At 67.0% G+C, this 14,399-nt stretch carries 13 protein-coding genes; 3 read left to right on the top strand and 10 right to left on the bottom strand.

The features are described 5' to 3' along the window. Window positions 1-14: 14 nt before the first annotated feature. Together AC3FOF_RS14525 and czcI are read right to left on the bottom strand one after the other, a co-directional pair. Window positions 15-1,295 (bottom strand): TolC family protein, encoded by a 1,281-nt coding sequence (locus tag AC3FOF_RS14525; RefSeq protein WP_488726991.1) that lies wholly within the window; start codon window positions 1,293-1,295, stop codon window positions 15-17. A gap of 73 nt (window positions 1,296-1,368) precedes the next feature. Further along, on the bottom strand, window positions 1,369-1,755 hold the full coding sequence (czcI, locus tag AC3FOF_RS14530) for a cation efflux protein, CzcI family (protein WP_017224175.1): 387 nt from the start codon (window positions 1,753-1,755) through the stop codon (window positions 1,369-1,371). Window positions 1,756-2,014: 259 nt separating this feature from the next. On the opposite strand from czcI, the gene AC3FOF_RS14535 reads away from it, so the two are divergent. From AC3FOF_RS14535 to AC3FOF_RS14545, 3 genes are all read left to right on the top strand, one after another. Further along, on the top strand, window positions 2,015-4,438 hold the full coding sequence (locus AC3FOF_RS14535) for a heavy metal translocating P-type ATPase (RefSeq protein ID WP_488726992.1): 2,424 nt from the start codon (window positions 2,015-2,017) through the stop codon (window positions 4,436-4,438). A 233-nt stretch (window positions 4,439-4,671) separates the two neighbouring features. Further along, a complete protein-coding gene (locus AC3FOF_RS14540) occupies window positions 4,672-5,445 on the top strand; it encodes an SDR family NAD(P)-dependent oxidoreductase (RefSeq protein WP_017227579.1) in 774 nt (257 codons plus the stop codon). Further along, complete coding sequence (locus tag AC3FOF_RS14545) at window positions 5,442-5,972, top strand: hypothetical protein (protein WP_017227578.1); 531 nt, start codon at window positions 5,442-5,444, stop codon at window positions 5,970-5,972. The genes AC3FOF_RS14540 and AC3FOF_RS14545 overlap by 4 nt, the downstream gene beginning before the upstream one ends. A 98-nt stretch (window positions 5,973-6,070) precedes the next feature. On the opposite strand, the gene AC3FOF_RS14550 is transcribed toward AC3FOF_RS14545, so the two are convergent. The 8 genes from AC3FOF_RS14550 to AC3FOF_RS14585 all read right to left on the bottom strand — a co-directional run bounded on the left by AC3FOF_RS14550 (window position 6,071) and on the right by AC3FOF_RS14585 (window position 14,294). Then, window positions 6,071-6,961 carry a polysaccharide deacetylase family protein gene (locus tag AC3FOF_RS14550; RefSeq protein ID WP_017227577.1) on the bottom strand — a complete coding sequence of 297 codons (891 nt, stop codon included), beginning with the start codon at window positions 6,959-6,961 and terminating at the stop codon, window positions 6,071-6,073. A 13-nt stretch (window positions 6,962-6,974) separates the two neighbouring features. After that, a complete protein-coding gene (locus AC3FOF_RS14555) occupies window positions 6,975-8,027 on the bottom strand; it encodes a bifunctional UDP-4-keto-pentose/UDP-xylose synthase (RefSeq protein ID WP_017227576.1) in 1,053 nt (350 codons plus the stop codon). Beyond that, the gene (locus tag AC3FOF_RS14560; RefSeq protein ID WP_276267723.1) at window positions 8,024-8,977 is read right to left on the bottom strand and encodes a formyltransferase; all 954 of its coding nucleotides are present in this window, start codon (window positions 8,975-8,977) and stop codon (window positions 8,024-8,026) included. The genes AC3FOF_RS14555 and AC3FOF_RS14560 overlap by 4 nt, the downstream gene beginning before the upstream one ends. Next, entirely contained in the window at window positions 8,965-9,957 is a 993-nt protein-coding gene (locus AC3FOF_RS14565; protein WP_035812576.1) for a glycosyltransferase, read from the bottom strand. The genes AC3FOF_RS14560 and AC3FOF_RS14565 overlap by 13 nt, the downstream gene beginning before the upstream one ends. Further along, a complete protein-coding gene (locus AC3FOF_RS14570) occupies window positions 9,936-11,099 on the bottom strand; it encodes a DegT/DnrJ/EryC1/StrS family aminotransferase (RefSeq protein WP_017227574.1) in 1,164 nt (387 codons plus the stop codon). Before AC3FOF_RS14570 ends, AC3FOF_RS14565 begins: the two co-directional genes overlap by 22 nt. A 34-nt stretch (window positions 11,100-11,133) precedes the next feature. Beyond that, window positions 11,134-11,505: a DMT family transporter gene (locus tag AC3FOF_RS14575; RefSeq protein ID WP_017227573.1), complete on the bottom strand. Its 372-nt coding sequence runs from the start codon at window positions 11,503-11,505 to the stop codon at window positions 11,134-11,136. Continuing rightward, window positions 11,502-13,274: an ArnT family glycosyltransferase gene (locus AC3FOF_RS14580; protein WP_276267724.1), complete on the bottom strand. Its 1,773-nt coding sequence runs from the start codon at window positions 13,272-13,274 to the stop codon at window positions 11,502-11,504. Before AC3FOF_RS14580 ends, AC3FOF_RS14575 begins: the two co-directional genes overlap by 4 nt. Before the next feature lie 462 nt (window positions 13,275-13,736). Then, entirely contained in the window at window positions 13,737-14,294 is a 558-nt protein-coding gene (locus tag AC3FOF_RS14585; protein WP_276267725.1) for an HdeD family acid-resistance protein, read from the bottom strand. Between the last annotated feature and the right edge of the window lie 105 nt (window positions 14,295-14,399).

Genomic DNA, 14,399 nt, shown 5'->3' on the forward strand with positions numbered 1-14,399 from the left:
AATTCCTTGTGGCGCTAGCGGCCGAGAATGCGGTCGATGGTGGTGGCGGCCTGGTAGGCGCTGGCGACCACGCCGAGGTAGCGGATACGCGCCTGGAACCAGGTGCGCTGCGCGTCGAGCACGTCGAGGAAATTGAACTTGCCGGCCTCGAAGCCCCGCGTGGCGGCCTCGAAGGCTTGCTGGGCCGCAGGCAGCACGGTGCTCCTGAGCGCCTCGGCCGAGGCGCGGGATACAGTGAGCTGGCGCGCCGCCTGTTGCAGCTCTCCGGCCAGCCGCACCTGGGTGGCGCGGTATTCGTCGGCGGCCTTGTCGGCCTGGCGCTTGGCGGCGTAGAGATTGCCCTGGTTGCGGTCGAACAGCGGCAATGGCAGCGCGATGCCCACCACGGGCATGGTGCCGCGATCGGAACCGTTGTCGCGCTTGCCGCCAAGGCTGACGGTCAGGTCCGGATACTGGCGGCTGCGTTCCACGCCGATGATGGCCTGGCGCCGCTCCAGTTCCAGCCGGCGGCTGGCCAGTTCGGGCGCGCCGTCCAGCGCCAGCGCCAGGCTGGCGCCGTCGGGGCGCGCGGGCAGGGTGTCGAGGCTGCCCGCGGCTTCGGTGAAGCGCGCTTCACCGCTGCCCCACAGGGTCGCCAGGGACTGGCGCGCCGCGGCCAGCGCGGCTTCGGCATCCGCCACCTCGAGCTCGGCATTGGCCTGCTCGACGCGCGCCTTGCTTTCTTCGAGCGGCGCGATCTTGCCGGCGGCGACGCGGCGCGCGGCCGCCTGTGCGCCTTTGGCGGCAATCCCGGCCGAGCCGCGTGCCAGCTTGACGCGTTCCTGCGCAATCACCACGCCAAAGAAGCCGCCGACCACTGCCGCGCGCAGGTCGGTGCGCGTGGCGCCGAGCTGGGATTGCGCCAGTTCGCGCGCCTTCTGCGCGGCGCCGATCCGCGCGGACCGCTTGCCGCCGAGTTCGATCGGCAGGTTGAGCTGCGCGGTGGTGGTGCGGGTATCGCGGCGGTTGTCCTCGAACTGCACGGCCACTTCCGGGTTGGGCAGCACGCCTGCCTGCATGATGCCGCCCTCGGCGGCATCGAGCTCATGGCCGGCCGCGGAGAGCGTGAAATTGCGTGCGGCCGCCAGGGCGAGCGCGGCGTCCAGGGTCAGCGTGCCGGTTGGCTCGGCGACCGGCTCCGGCGTTGGCGCCACGGCTTGCGCGGCGGGGATGGGGGAAGTCGCCGCGTTCTGGGCGAACGCGGCAGGGCTGAGCAAAGCTGCCGCCAGCCCGAGCGGCATCACAAGTGTTCTCATCGAATTTCACCGGAAAAAAGCCAGGGAAGTTCGGCGAGACGAGAGTCTGGAGGTTAAGGAGTCGTCTCGCCGTTCAGGCGGCGAGAGACCATTGCGGGCGGTCCGGGGTGGCGCCGGGCGCCGAGAGATAGGCCATGGCGAGCGGCCGGTAGCTGATCGTCACGCCCAGGTGCGCGGTGGTCGAGGCGACGTCCGGCAATACCAGCTGGGCACCGGCGAAGTGGCAGACCGCGCAGTCCAGGTCGGGCAGCTTGGTGCCGCCCTTGCCATCCGTGCCGGGCTGCTGGTGCGCCTCGCCATGGTGGGCGTGGCTGTGATGGCCGAAATGCCAGCCGGTGCGGGCCGTGCCCGCGCCGCCTTCCTGCTGCCGGCTTTCGTGATTGCAATACGCAGCCGCACCGGCCCAGGCGAACTGGAGCGGCAGCAGGATGGCGAACAGCAGGATCAGGAAACGGCGCATGCGGCGGATTATATAGGCAGATGGCTTGACCCCTGCGGCACTGTGGCCACTGTGGTTCAACCGGCGTCGCGAACAGGCGGCGGGTCAGGTGTGTGCCCTTGCGACGCGCCGGAACCGTCGGTATGAGTACAAAGCGGCTCTCCTGGTTCCGTGAAATGCTGCATGGGATATTTTTATCGAGGTGCACGACACGCTTGACCCTGTAGCCGCTCCAGGGTCTTTAATGGCGGGTAAGAAACAACAAGCAGGGAAATCCGCCATGCCTAGCGCAACGCCAGACCAAGCCTCGCTCCGTGACCAGAAGGGTGATGACCATGGGCATACGCACGATCGCAACCATGCGCACGACCACGACCACGACCATGATCATGGCCACAAGCACGACCACGGCCACAAGCATGACGAGAAGCACGGCCACAGGCACGAGCACGGCCATGTCGCCGTGCCCGCCTGCTGCGGCAGCGCCTGCGGCGCCGCCGGCGCAGCGCCCGCGATGGCCACCCCGGTGCCGGCCGGGGCTGCCTCGGCCAGCTATCGCATCGACGCGATGGACTGCCCCACCGAAGAGACCCTGATCCGCAACAAGGTTGGCAGTATGGCCGGCGTGGCCGCGTTGCAGTTCAACCTGATGCAGCGGGTGCTGACCGTGCATCACACGCTGGATTCCCTGGAGCCGGTCGTGCGTGCCATCGAAAGCCTGGGCATGAAGGCCGAGCCCTTGTCCGAGCAGGCGGCAGCGCTGCCTCCCCAGGCCGCCAGGCCGTGGTGGCCGCTGGCGCTGGCCGGCGCGGCGGCGCTGGGTGCCGAAGTGGTGGAATGGCTGCAGGTGCCCGGCCAGGAATGGCTCGCGCCCCTGCTGGCGCTGGCCGCGGTGGCCCTGGCCGGTCTCGGCGTCTACAAGAAGGGCTGGATCGCGTTGTCCAACGGCAACCTGAATATCAACGCCCTGATGAGCATTGCCGTCACCGGCGCCATGCTGATCCGGCAATGGCCGGAAGCGGCCATGGTGATGGTGCTGTTCGCGCTGGCCGAGCGCATCGAGGCGGCCTCGCTGGACCGGGCGCGCAATGCCGTGCGCGGCCTGATGGCGATGGCGCCGGAGCAAGCCACGGTGCGCCAGCCGGACGGCAGCTGGCTGCCGGTGGATGCGCGCGCCGTGCCCATCGGCGCGCTGGCGCGCCTGCGCCCGGGCGAGCGCGTGGCGCTCGACGGCAGGGTGCTGCGCGGCCGGTCCACGCTGGACCAGGCCCCCATCACCGGCGAGAGCGTGCCGGTGGACAAGACCATCGGCGACGCGCTGTTCGCCGGCACCATCAACCAGGCCGGCGAGCTGGAATACGAAGTGACCGCGCCGGCCAGCGGCTCCACGCTGGCGCGCATCATCCACGCGGTGGAGGCGGCACAGGGCAGCCGCGCACCCACCCAGCGCTTTGTCGACCGCTTCGCCCGCGTGTATACGCCGCTGGTCTTCCTGGGCGCGGTGCTGGTGGCGGTGGTGCCGCCGCTGGCGGTGGATGGCGACTGGAGCGCCTGGATCTACAAGGCGCTGGTGCTGCTGGTGATTGCCTGCCCGTGCGCGCTGGTGATCTCCACGCCGGTGACCATCGTCAGCGGGCTGGCCGCGGCAGCGCGGCGCGGCATCCTGGTCAAGGGCGGGGTCTACCTGGAGCAGGGCAAGGACCTCAAGTGGCTGGCCCTGGACAAGACCGGCACCATCACGCACGGCAAGCCGGCCCAGACCGATTTCCAGCCGCTGGGCGAGACCGCGGCGGCCGGCGCGGCGGCCAGCGACATGGCGCGCGTCATCGCGGCCAGCCTCGCGGCCCGCTCCGACCATCCGGTTTCCATGGCGGTGGCAAACGCCGCGCGCACCGACGGCATCGCGACGCTGGAAGTGCGGGATTTCGCAGCGCTGCCGGGTTACGGCGTCAGCGGCAGCGTGAACGGCCGCGCCTACTACCTGGGCAATCATCGCCTGATCCACGACCGCGGGCTGTGCTCGCCGGAACTGGAGGCCACGCTGGAGGCGCTGGAGCGGCAGGGCAAGACGGTCGTGCTGCTGGGCGCCGACCATGGCGTCGAGGCGCTGTTCGGCGTGGCCGATACGGTCAAGGACAGCAGCCGCCAGGCCATTGCCGAGCTGCACGCGCTGGGCGTCAGGACACTGATGCTGTCGGGCGATAACCCGCACACGGCCCAGGCCATCGCCGCCCAGGTACAGATCGACGAGGCGCGCGGCAACCAGCTTCCGCAGGACAAGGCGGATGCCATCGCGGCGCTGAGCGTGAAGGGCGCCGAGGGTGCTGGAAGTGCCCAGGGTGCCGGCGGCAAGCGCGTGGTGGTGGGCATGGTGGGTGACGGCGTCAATGACGCGCCCGCGCTGGCGCGCGCCGATATCGGCTTTGCCATGGGCGCGGCCGGCACCGACACCGCCATCGAGACCGCCGACGTGGCGCTGATGGACGACGACCTGCGCAAGATTCCGGCCTTTATCCGGCTGTCGCGGCAAACCTCGGCGATCCTGAAGCAGAACATCGCCCTGGCGCTCGGTATCAAGGCGATCTTCCTGGCGCTCACGGTGATGGGCCTGGGCACCATGTGGATGGCGGTGTTCGCCGACATGGGGGCGAGCCTGCTGGTGGTGTTCAATGGCCTGCGGCTGGCGGGGAAGCACCGTGGCTGATCCCTGGCGAGGGCACTGGCCGGAGCCTTCGCCATCGATGCAATCCTGCGACGGCCCCTCTTGCGAGGGGCGTGCAAGTGGCATAGAATGCGCGCCAGACACGGGGCGTTGAGGGACGCCCTCCCGCAAAAGAGGCTCTCACCCTTATACACAAGCATCATCTCCATAGTGGATGTGATCGACCCATTCGCAATGGCTCAGCGGGCAGCCGATAAGCGAACAGGAAGAATCACATGACCAAGTCTCTTGCCGTCGTGACTGGTGCCGCCTCCGGCATTGGTCTGGCACTCACCCACGAACTCATTGCGCGCGCTGTCGATGTCATTGCCATCGACAAGGACGCGATGCCGTTCGAGGGCATTCCCAATATCACCGCGGTCCGGCTCGACGTCAGCGACACCGCTTCCATGCAGCGGCTGAGCGACATCTACGCCGGCCGGCGGCTCGACTATCTTTTCGCCAACGCCGGCATGGGCGCGCCGGGATCGGTCTTTGGCGCTGGCCGGCAGGACTGGCAGCGCGCCTGGGACGTGAATACGATGGGCGCCCTCAATACCCTGCAAAGCTGGTGGCCGCAATTGAAGCTGGCGCGCGGCACGGCAGCGGTCACGGTGTCGGCGGCGGCCTTGCTAGCGTATCCCGGGGCGGCCTTGTACCGCGCCTCGAAGGCGGCATTGCTGAGCCTGCTGGAAAGCCTGTTCTACGAAACGCGTGAGTCGGGCGTGAAGCTGCATGCCTTGTGTCCTGGCATGGTGCAAAGCCAGATCCTCGATAACGCCCGGCCCGCGGGCACACCGATGCCAACGGATGCGTTCACGGCCTACATGATCGAGGCCATGCGGCATGCCGAACCCGCCAGGGATTTCGCGCGGCGCGTACTCGATGGGCTGGACGATGCGCCGTTCTACTGGCTGACGCACCAGGAAACGCTGGCCGCGATCGATGGGCGGCACCATGGCGTGGTGGTGGAAGGGCATCCCACCCTGCATTTCGGGGACATGCCGTGACCTGCCCGGTCGACGAGATCAAGATCCGGGCCCGGCTGCTGTGCAAGGGCCTGGACCGGCAGGATACGGCCGCGCTGGACCGTGCCCGCGGCGTGGCGAAACGGCAGCGCTGGGCTGTTCCGCAAACCTGGACGCTCGGGCTTTGCCTGAATGTGGTGTCGGTGGAAGCGGGCTTCGATCAATGGGACCACGCGCGCAAGGTGCTCGCAGGCGAGGCGGGCCGGGGGAGCGATATGGGCAGGTTCTGGTATGACAAAACCTGCTGGGCCTTGTTGAACCTCTGGTTCGCCAGCTATGAAGACGCGCGGGAGTCCCTGCGCGAGTGCAGCGGCCGGTACCTGTTTCCCTATGGCCGGCAGTACATTGTTGCCGATGGGGCGTTCGTGCAGGCACTTGGCCTGGACCCTGCATCGCCGGGCTTGGCCGGCATCGGCGGCGATCTGGCCGGGGGCTATGGCTCGCCTGCCTGGCAAGAGCAGGTCGAAGCGCGGCTGAGGCACACGCGCACGCAAGCGGCGCGCGCATGAACGCATCGTCAACGGCTGCTTGCCGGCCGTTGACGATTGTCGATGGTTCCTGATGGTTTCCTGATGCGGGGGGCGGCAAGCCCGCCCCGGCCAGCGGCTTACGGCTGCAGGATCAGCTCGCCGCTTCTTCCCTCGATCGCGCCCCATGTCACCGGCAGCTGCGGCAGGGCGCTGTGATCGAGATGGCGGTAGAGCGTTGCCATCGACACCAGTTCATGCCCCTGCGCGCGCCAGCCATCCAGCAGGCGGTTGAACACCGGCGCCAGCTTGCCGCCCTCGAGTTCGGTGTGCAGGGTGAAAACGTGATCGCGTCCGTCTTCGCTCAGGCGCAGCACGGCCTGGTGGACGTTGTCTTCGGTCAGGTTGTCGACGCCGATCAGTTCGTCCAGCGTCGGCAGCGTGGTCGGCATCTGCACGTGGCGGCATGCCACGCCGCCGACGGTGGGCAGGTACGGGCCGGTGCCGCGGCCGTCGGACGCATAGGCCATGCCCCAGTCGTCGATCTGGCGGAAGGCCTCGTCGTTCATCTGCCAGCCGGCCGCGCCATGGGTGGGCGGGGCTTCGCCGAAGATCTCGACATAGCGGTCGAACGCGCTCTGCATCTGGCGCCGGGTCCAGGCGGCATCGCGCTCGCGCACGTTGTCCTGCCAGTAGACATGGTCCCAGGTATGGATGCCGCATTCGTGGCCGGCCGCGCGCGCCGCGCGCATCTCGGCGGCGCCCTTGCGGCCGATGTCGGGACCGGGCAGCAGCACGCCGTACATCAGCGTGCGCAGTCCATAGTTCGACACCACCGAGGTGCGCGAGACCTTCTTCAGGAAGCCGGGCCGGAACACGCGCCGCAGCGCCCAGCCGGTGTGGTCGGGGCCGAGGCTGAAGAGAAAAGTGGCCTCGGCCCGCACGCGGGCCAGCATGGAGAGCAGCGCCGGCACGCCTTCGCGGGTGCCGCGCAGCGTGTCGACGTCTACCTTGAGGGCGATACGGGCCATCGGCTGCGTGCGCTCAGTTGGCCGAATCGACCAGGGTGCGCGCCTCGATCACCTTGCCGCGGTAAGCCTCGAAGATGGCGCGCAGCGCGTCTTCCATGCTGACCTCGGGCTTCCAGCCCAGCTCTTCCACGGTGTTGTCGATCTTGGGCACGCGGTTCTGCACGTCCTGGTAGCCCTTGCCGTAGAAGTCGCCGGAAGAGGTTTCCACGATCTGGGTCTTCTTGGCTTCTTCGGCGTACTCGGGGTAGTCGCCCGCCATCTTCAGCATCATCTCGGCCAGTTCACGCACGGAGTGGATGTTGCGCGGGTTGCCGATGTTGTAGATCTTGCCGGAGGCGACGCCGTTCGGGTTCTCGATGATGCGCATCAGGGCGCTGATGCCGTCGGTGACGTCGGCAAAGGCACGCTTCTGCGCGCCGCCGTCGACCAGCTTGATCGGTTCGCCGCGCACGATATGGCCCAGGAACTGGGTCACCACGCGCGACGAGCCTTCCTTCGATTCGAAGATCGAATCCAGGCCGGCGCCGATCCAGTTGAAGGGACGGAACAGCGTGTAGTTCAGGCCCTGCTCCATGCCGTAGGCGTGGATCACGCGGTCCATCAACTGCTTGGAGCAGGCGTAGATCCAGCGCGGCTTGTTGATCGGGCCGCAGATCAGCTCGGAGGTTTCCGGGTCGAATTCCTCGTCGTGGCACATGCCGTACACCTCGGAGGTGGACGGGAACACCAGGTGCTTGCCGTACTTCACGGCGGCGCGCACGATCGGCAGGTTGGCCTCGAAATCCAGTTCGAACACGCGCAGCGGCTGGCGCACGTAGGTGGCGGGGGTGGCGATGGCCACCAGCGGCAGCACCACGTCGCATTTGCGGATGTTGTACTCGATCCACTCCTTGTTGATGGTGATGTCACCTTCGAAGAAGTGCATGCGCGGGTGGTCGACCAGGTCGCCGAGGCGATCGCTGGACATGTCCATGCCGTAGACTTCCCACGGCGTGGTTTCGAGAATGCGGCGCGTCAGGTGGTGGCCGATGAAGCCGTTGACGCCAAGAATCAGGACCTTTTTCATCGGTTTTCCTCTTTGGACAATGCGGTAAGAAATACGGAAAGCGCGCCTGCCGGGACGGGCGCGGCGGCCGCGCTGTCGTCCAGCAGTTCGCGTACAAGGATCACGCCGCCATCGCCGCATACGCCGACGATCTGCCCGTCGATCACGTGCAGGCCCGGAAGGGCGGCGCTGGCGGGTTGGGACAGGGCTGCCGGCATGCCGGCATGCGGGCGGCGCGCCCGGGCCACCACAAAGCGGCGTCCGCCGACCTCGGTGAAGGCGCCGGGGTAGGGCGGCGCCACCGCGCGGATCAGGTTATAGACCTGCGCGGCGGGCTGTTGCCAGTCGATGCGGCCATCCTCGGGCTTGCGCCCGGAGAAGTAGCTGCCTTCGGCCAGCCGGTTGGGCAGTTGCGCGATCTGGCCGGCCATCATGGCGGGCAGGGCGCGCCATAACGTTTGCTCGGCGGCCACGGTGACTTTCTCGAACACCTCGCCGGCGGTGTCGTCCGGCAGGATGGGCACCGGGGTCTGGTCGACGATATAGCCGGCATCCGGCTTGGCTTCCATGGCGTGCAGGGTGGCGCCGGTTTCGCTTTCGCCGTGCAGTACCGCCCAGTTCACCGGCACGCGGCCGCGGTACTTGGGCAGCAGCGAGCCGTGCATATTGAAGGCGCCCTGCGGGGCCAGGCCCAGCACTGCCGCGGGAATCATCGCGCGGTAGTAGAAGGAGAAGATCGCGTCCGGACGCGCGGCGGCCACCGCGGCGGCCAGCGCCGGGTCGGCCGGGTCCTCGCCGTACATGACGGGCAGTCCGAGCTCGGCGGCGGTATCGGCGACGCGGCGGAACCAGATGTTTTCGTCCGGACGGTCGCGATGCGTGATGACCAGCGCCACCTCCACGCCACGCGCGAGCAGCGTGCGCAGGCAGCGGTCGCCCACGTTGTGATAGGCGAAGACTACCGCGCGCACGAGGACTCCGTGGTCTTTTGCTGTTCCGGCGTGCCTTCGAGCACGGCCTGGATGCGATAGCGCGGACGGTTGCGCACTTCCTGGTAGATGCGGCCGATGTATTCGCCGAGCAGGCCGATGCCGAACAGCATGATGCCCACCAGGAAGAAGTTGAAGGCGAGCAGGGTGAACACACCCTGCACTTCCGCGCCGAACAGGAAGCGGCGTGCCAGCAGCACTACCACCAGGCCGGCGGAGGCCAGCGAGAGCAGGGTGCCGATGGCCGAGAACCATTGCAGCGGGACGATCGAAAAGCCGGTGACCAGGTCGAAGTTCAGCCGGATCAGCTGGAACAGCGAGTACTTGGATTCGCCGGCATGGCGCTCTTCGTGTTCCACCACGATCTCCACCGGGTTGGCGGAGAAGGTGTAAGCCAGCGCGGGGATGAAGGTGTTGACCTCGCGGCAGGCGTTGATGGTGTCGACGACATTGCGGTCGTAGGCGCGCAGCATGCAGCCCTGGTCGGTCATCTTGATGCGTGTGATGCGTTCGCGCAGCCGGTTCATGGCGCGCGAGGCAATGCGCCGGAAAGCGGTATCGTTGCGCTCGCGGCGGATGGTGCCGACGTAGTCATGGCCCTCGCGCATGGTCGCCACCAGCCGCGGGATTTCTTCCGGCGGGTTCTGCAGGTCGGCGTCCAGGGTGACCACGATCTTGCCGCGGGTCTGCTCGAAGCCGGCCAGGATGGCCATGTGCTGGCCAAAGTTGCCGTTGAACAGCACCACGCGCGTGACGTCCGGGCGCTTGTGGTACTGGCTGGCCAGGATCTGCGGCGAACGGTCGCGGCTGCCGTCGTTGACGAAGATGACCTCGTAGCTGCAGCCGAGTCCGTCCATGGCCGGGTAAAGCCGGTCGAACAGGGCTTGGAGACCGTCTTCCTCGTTGTAGACGGGAATGACGACCGAGACTTCGACAGGGCTCATTTGAAGAGGCGTTTGCATGTTTCGCTGAGAGTTGCGCATACCCGCTCCACATCGGCGGCTTGCATGGCAGGGAACATCGGCAGCGTGACGATGCCCCGGCCAATGCGTTCGGCATGCGGCAGCATGCCTTCGCGCCAGCCCAGGGAGCGGTAATAGGAAAACAGGTGCAGGGCGGGGTAGTGCACGCCGGTGCCGATGCCTTGCTCGCGCATGGCTTCCATCACGGCGTTGCGCCCGCCTTCGATGCGCTCGGCCGGCAGCACCACCTGGAACATATGCCAGTTGGTGGTGGCGAGTTCGCCGTCGCGCGGCAGCGGCAGCTCGATGCCGAGTTCGGCCAGGCCGCTGTCGGCGGCACAGCGGAAATAGTTCTCCGCCAGCTCGGCGCGGCGTGCCGTGATGGCATCCAGGTGCGCGAGCTGCGACAGGCCGATGGCGGCGTTGACATCGGTCAGGTTGAATTTGCCGCCGGGCTCTTCCACGTCCATGCCGTCCATGCCAGTGCGGATCACGCCTTGCAGGCGCAGGCGTTCGGCGCGCTCGGCCTCTTCTGGCGAGTTCATCACCAGGCAGCCGCCTTCGACGCTGGTGATGTTCTTGTTGGCCTGGAAGCTGAAGCTGACCAGGTCGCCGAAGGCGCCGATGCGCTGGCCGCGCCAGCGCGAGTCGATGGCCTGGGCGGCGTCTTCGATCACGCGCAGATCATGCTTGCGGGCAATGGCGTAGAGCCGGTCCATGTCCACCGGCAGGCCCGACAGGTAGACCGGCATGATGGCGCGGGTACGCGGCGTGATGGCGGCCTCCACCGCATCGAGGTCGATATTGCGCGTACGCGGGTCGATGTCCACGAAGACCGGCCTGGCGCCCACGGTGACGACCACATTGGCGGTGGCCACCCAGGTGATCGGGGTGGTGATGACCTCATCGCCGGGGCCGATATTGGCCACGCGCAGCGCGATTTCCATGGTGGCCGAGCCATTGGCGAAGGTGCGCACCGGGCGTCCGCCGAACAGCTCGGACAGGGCGGCCTCGAAGGCGTGCATCCTGGGGCCGGAGGTGATCCAGCCCGAGGCCAGCACCTTGCCGACCTCGGCGATGGCATCGGCGTCGATATTCGGCTTGACGAAGGGCAGGAAGGCTTGCGCGGCGGAAGCGGTCATGGCGGTCAGGCTCTTGGTACGGGTGTGACGTTGATCAGGAACGGGCAACAAGGAACACGCCGGCGAGGATCAGCAGCATGCCGGCCACGCGCATCGGGCCGATCATTTCGCCGAACAGCCACCAGGCTGCCAGCGCATTGACCACGTAGCCCAGCGACAGCATCGGGTAGGCGATCGAGACATCGACCCGCGACAACCCGACGATCCACACGCCGACGCTGACCACGTACAGGGTCAGCCCGGCCAGCACCGGCCATTGCGTGAGCACGCGCAGGGCGGTGGTGAACAGCGTCGCGCGGTCGATGGTGATGGCGCCGACGGCGTTGGTGCCCGCCTTGAGCAGCAACTGGGCGCACGCATTGAGCAGCACGCCCGTAAAAATAAAGGCGAAGGTGGAAAGCGTCATGGCGCGCGGTTCGGTTCTTGCTGGGGTGCTGCCGGCGCCTGGCCGGGAAGCGGGAAATTGGTCACCGCCACGCGGCGCTTGTCCTGTCCGATCTTGTACATCGGCACCTTGCGCTCTTCAAGCAGCTTGTAGGTGGCGGCCGACATGATACCTACCGCGTGCTGGCCATCCTGCCATTTTGCAATAAAGGCATCCAGCGTGGGGATCCATTTCTGCGGCTCCTGCTTGGTGCCGAATTCCAGCTCGTCCGGCCATTCCACCATGATGGTGGTGCGGCGCAGGTAGTACGGCAGGGTGTGGTCCAGCATGCGCACGCCGTAGATCGGCATGTCGTCCGTGAGAACCGCCTTGATGGCCGGCGCCATGTCGACCCCCGAGGTCGGCCGGCCCATCACCTCATGGCCCAGCAGCGCCACGGTGAAGCTGGTGAACATGGCGAGCGAATAGGCCGTGATGCTGACCATCACGCCTTTGCTGGCCAGCAGCTTGCGCGCGAGGAAGATGCCGCCGAGCATCAGCACGAAGGCCGTGCCCACCCAGACCGCGAACAGGCGGTACAGGTCGTTGGGCGTATTGTCGGAGTTCAGCGTGGCCACCACGGGGCTCGCCAGCAGGCCGATCGCCGCCACCACCAGCATGCCGTTGAGCTGGCGCTTCCAGGCGCGCTCGTCGATCTTTTCGAGTGCAACCGCCGCCAGGATGGCCAGCGCCGGGAAGATCGGCACGATATAGCCAGGCAGCTTGGAGCCGGACAGGCTGAAGAATACGAAGATGGCAATGGCCCAGATTCCCGCCAGCAGCGCCGGCTGGAAGGGCTTGACGGTGGCCGCGCGTGCTGCGGCGGCACCGCCGCGCATCACCTGCCACATGCGTGGCATCAGGCCCAGCCAGGGGATGAAGCCCGCCACCAGCAGCGGCACGAAGTACCAGAGCGGGCCCTTGCGCGAGTGGACCGTCGAGGTATAGCGCTGCCAGTGCTCGTGGATAAAGAAGAAGTTGAGGAATTCGGGATTGCGCTCCGACACCAGCCAGAACCAGGGCACCGTGACGATCAGCATCAGCACGATGCCGGTGACCAGGTGCAGGCGGCGCCACAGGCCGAAATCGCGCGAGACCAGGGTGTAGATCACCAGTACCAGTCCGGGCAGGGCGATGCCCACCAGGCCCTTGGTCAGGATCGCGACGCCCATTGCCACCCAGCAGGCCCACATCCAGTTGCGGCGGGATGCCGGGGTGGCGGACGGGTGCTGTGCCAGCAGCATGAACGCCAGCACGCAGGCCATGGCCCCCGACAGGGTCATGTCGAGCGAGTTGAAGTGCGAGGCAACGCTCCACATCGGCGCCGCCACCAGCACCAGGCCGGTCAGCAGGCTGGCGCGGATGCCATACCAGCGCTTTGCCGCCAGCATCGAGGCCAGCAGGCCGATCATGCCGGACAGCGCCACGCACAGCCGGGCCTGCCAGTCGCCCACGCCAAACAGGGTGTAGGAAAGCGCGGTCACCCACATATGGAACGGCGGCTTCTCGAAATATTTCAGCCCGTTGTAGCGGATCGTCACCCAGTCGCCGGTGGCGAACATTTCGCGGGCGATCTCGGCATAACGGCCTTCGTCCGAACGCAGCAGATGCCGTGCTTCGAGCGTACCGAACCAGACCAGGAGGATAAACAGGCTGACCAGCGCAATCGCGACTACAGGCAGGCCGGCGGATTGCGAAACACCTTGCGCGGTGTTCGGCGAGGTATCTCGCGAGGTCATCGAACTACGCATACATCTCCTGGAAACTGATCGGGTAACCGTCAGGCTTGCGCACGTGACGGGCGATGGTCGGACCTGCCGGCGCTGCGCTTGCCGCCATCGCGGATGGCATCCGCGGCCTGTCGCAAGCTGCGCACCCGGCGCACTCGGACCAGCTGGCTTGCCCTGTTTCCTGCCCGCGGGCCAACGAGCCCCCGGGTGATGCAGTACGCCGGGCCAATCGCCGGGCGCCTTGCGGGATGCCTGGATTCAGGGAAAACACCACAACGCAGCAGCCACTGCTTTGGCAGACATAACAGTAGACGCAAAGTGAAAGCGATGGCATTGGCCGGCCACTTATCTGTCTTTCCGCGCACACGCAACCTCGATTGCCATGTGGCGCGGCGCGCAATGTTAGCACGACAGCCGGGGCCGCCCGTCAGCCACAGGGGGCCGGCATGAAGACGGCCCGGCATGGCGCAGTGATGCTTTGCTCTAAAGTGATGTAATAGGCGTATTTCTGGCGCTGCGCAGCCGCAGCGCCACGCCAACCAGCAAAATGCCGCATACCAGGGCCCAGGTCCCGATCAGCCATAGCAGCGCCAGGGCGCCAGCCAGCGGCTGCCACAGCAGCAGGAACGCGAATGCGATGCTGACCAGGCCTGCCAGCACCAGCCACCATTCATTGGGAATATCCTTGCGCAAGCGGATCGCCGCTACGATCTGCAGCACGCCCGTAGCCAGCGTCCAGGCGGCGATATACAAGAGCAGCGAAAAGGCCGTGACCACCGGGCTGAACCAGGTCAGCAGGCCCACGCCGAGGCCAAGCAGGCCCTGCAGCGCGAGGATGCCGCGATCGCCGGTTTCCCGCTGGCGGCCCGAGATCGCCATCAGCAGCGCGGCAATGCCGTCGGCGGCCGCAAACGTGCCGAATACCAGCACCAGCGCCGCCAGCGTGGCAATGGGCGCGAAAAAGGCGCAAATCCCAAACATGATGGCGAAGACGCCGCGCAATGCCACGACCCACCAGAGCTTGGCGTAATACTGGAGCATACGAACTCCCTTGAACGGGGCCGGCAGCCCGCCGGTAGCGACGAAGACCAGCAAAGACCGCGAGACAAGCGGGCTAAAACGCGCTAATTTCTAGCCAGCCTGGAC

The sequence above is a fragment of the Cupriavidus sp. 96C5-1 genome, from assembly GCF_057798855.1.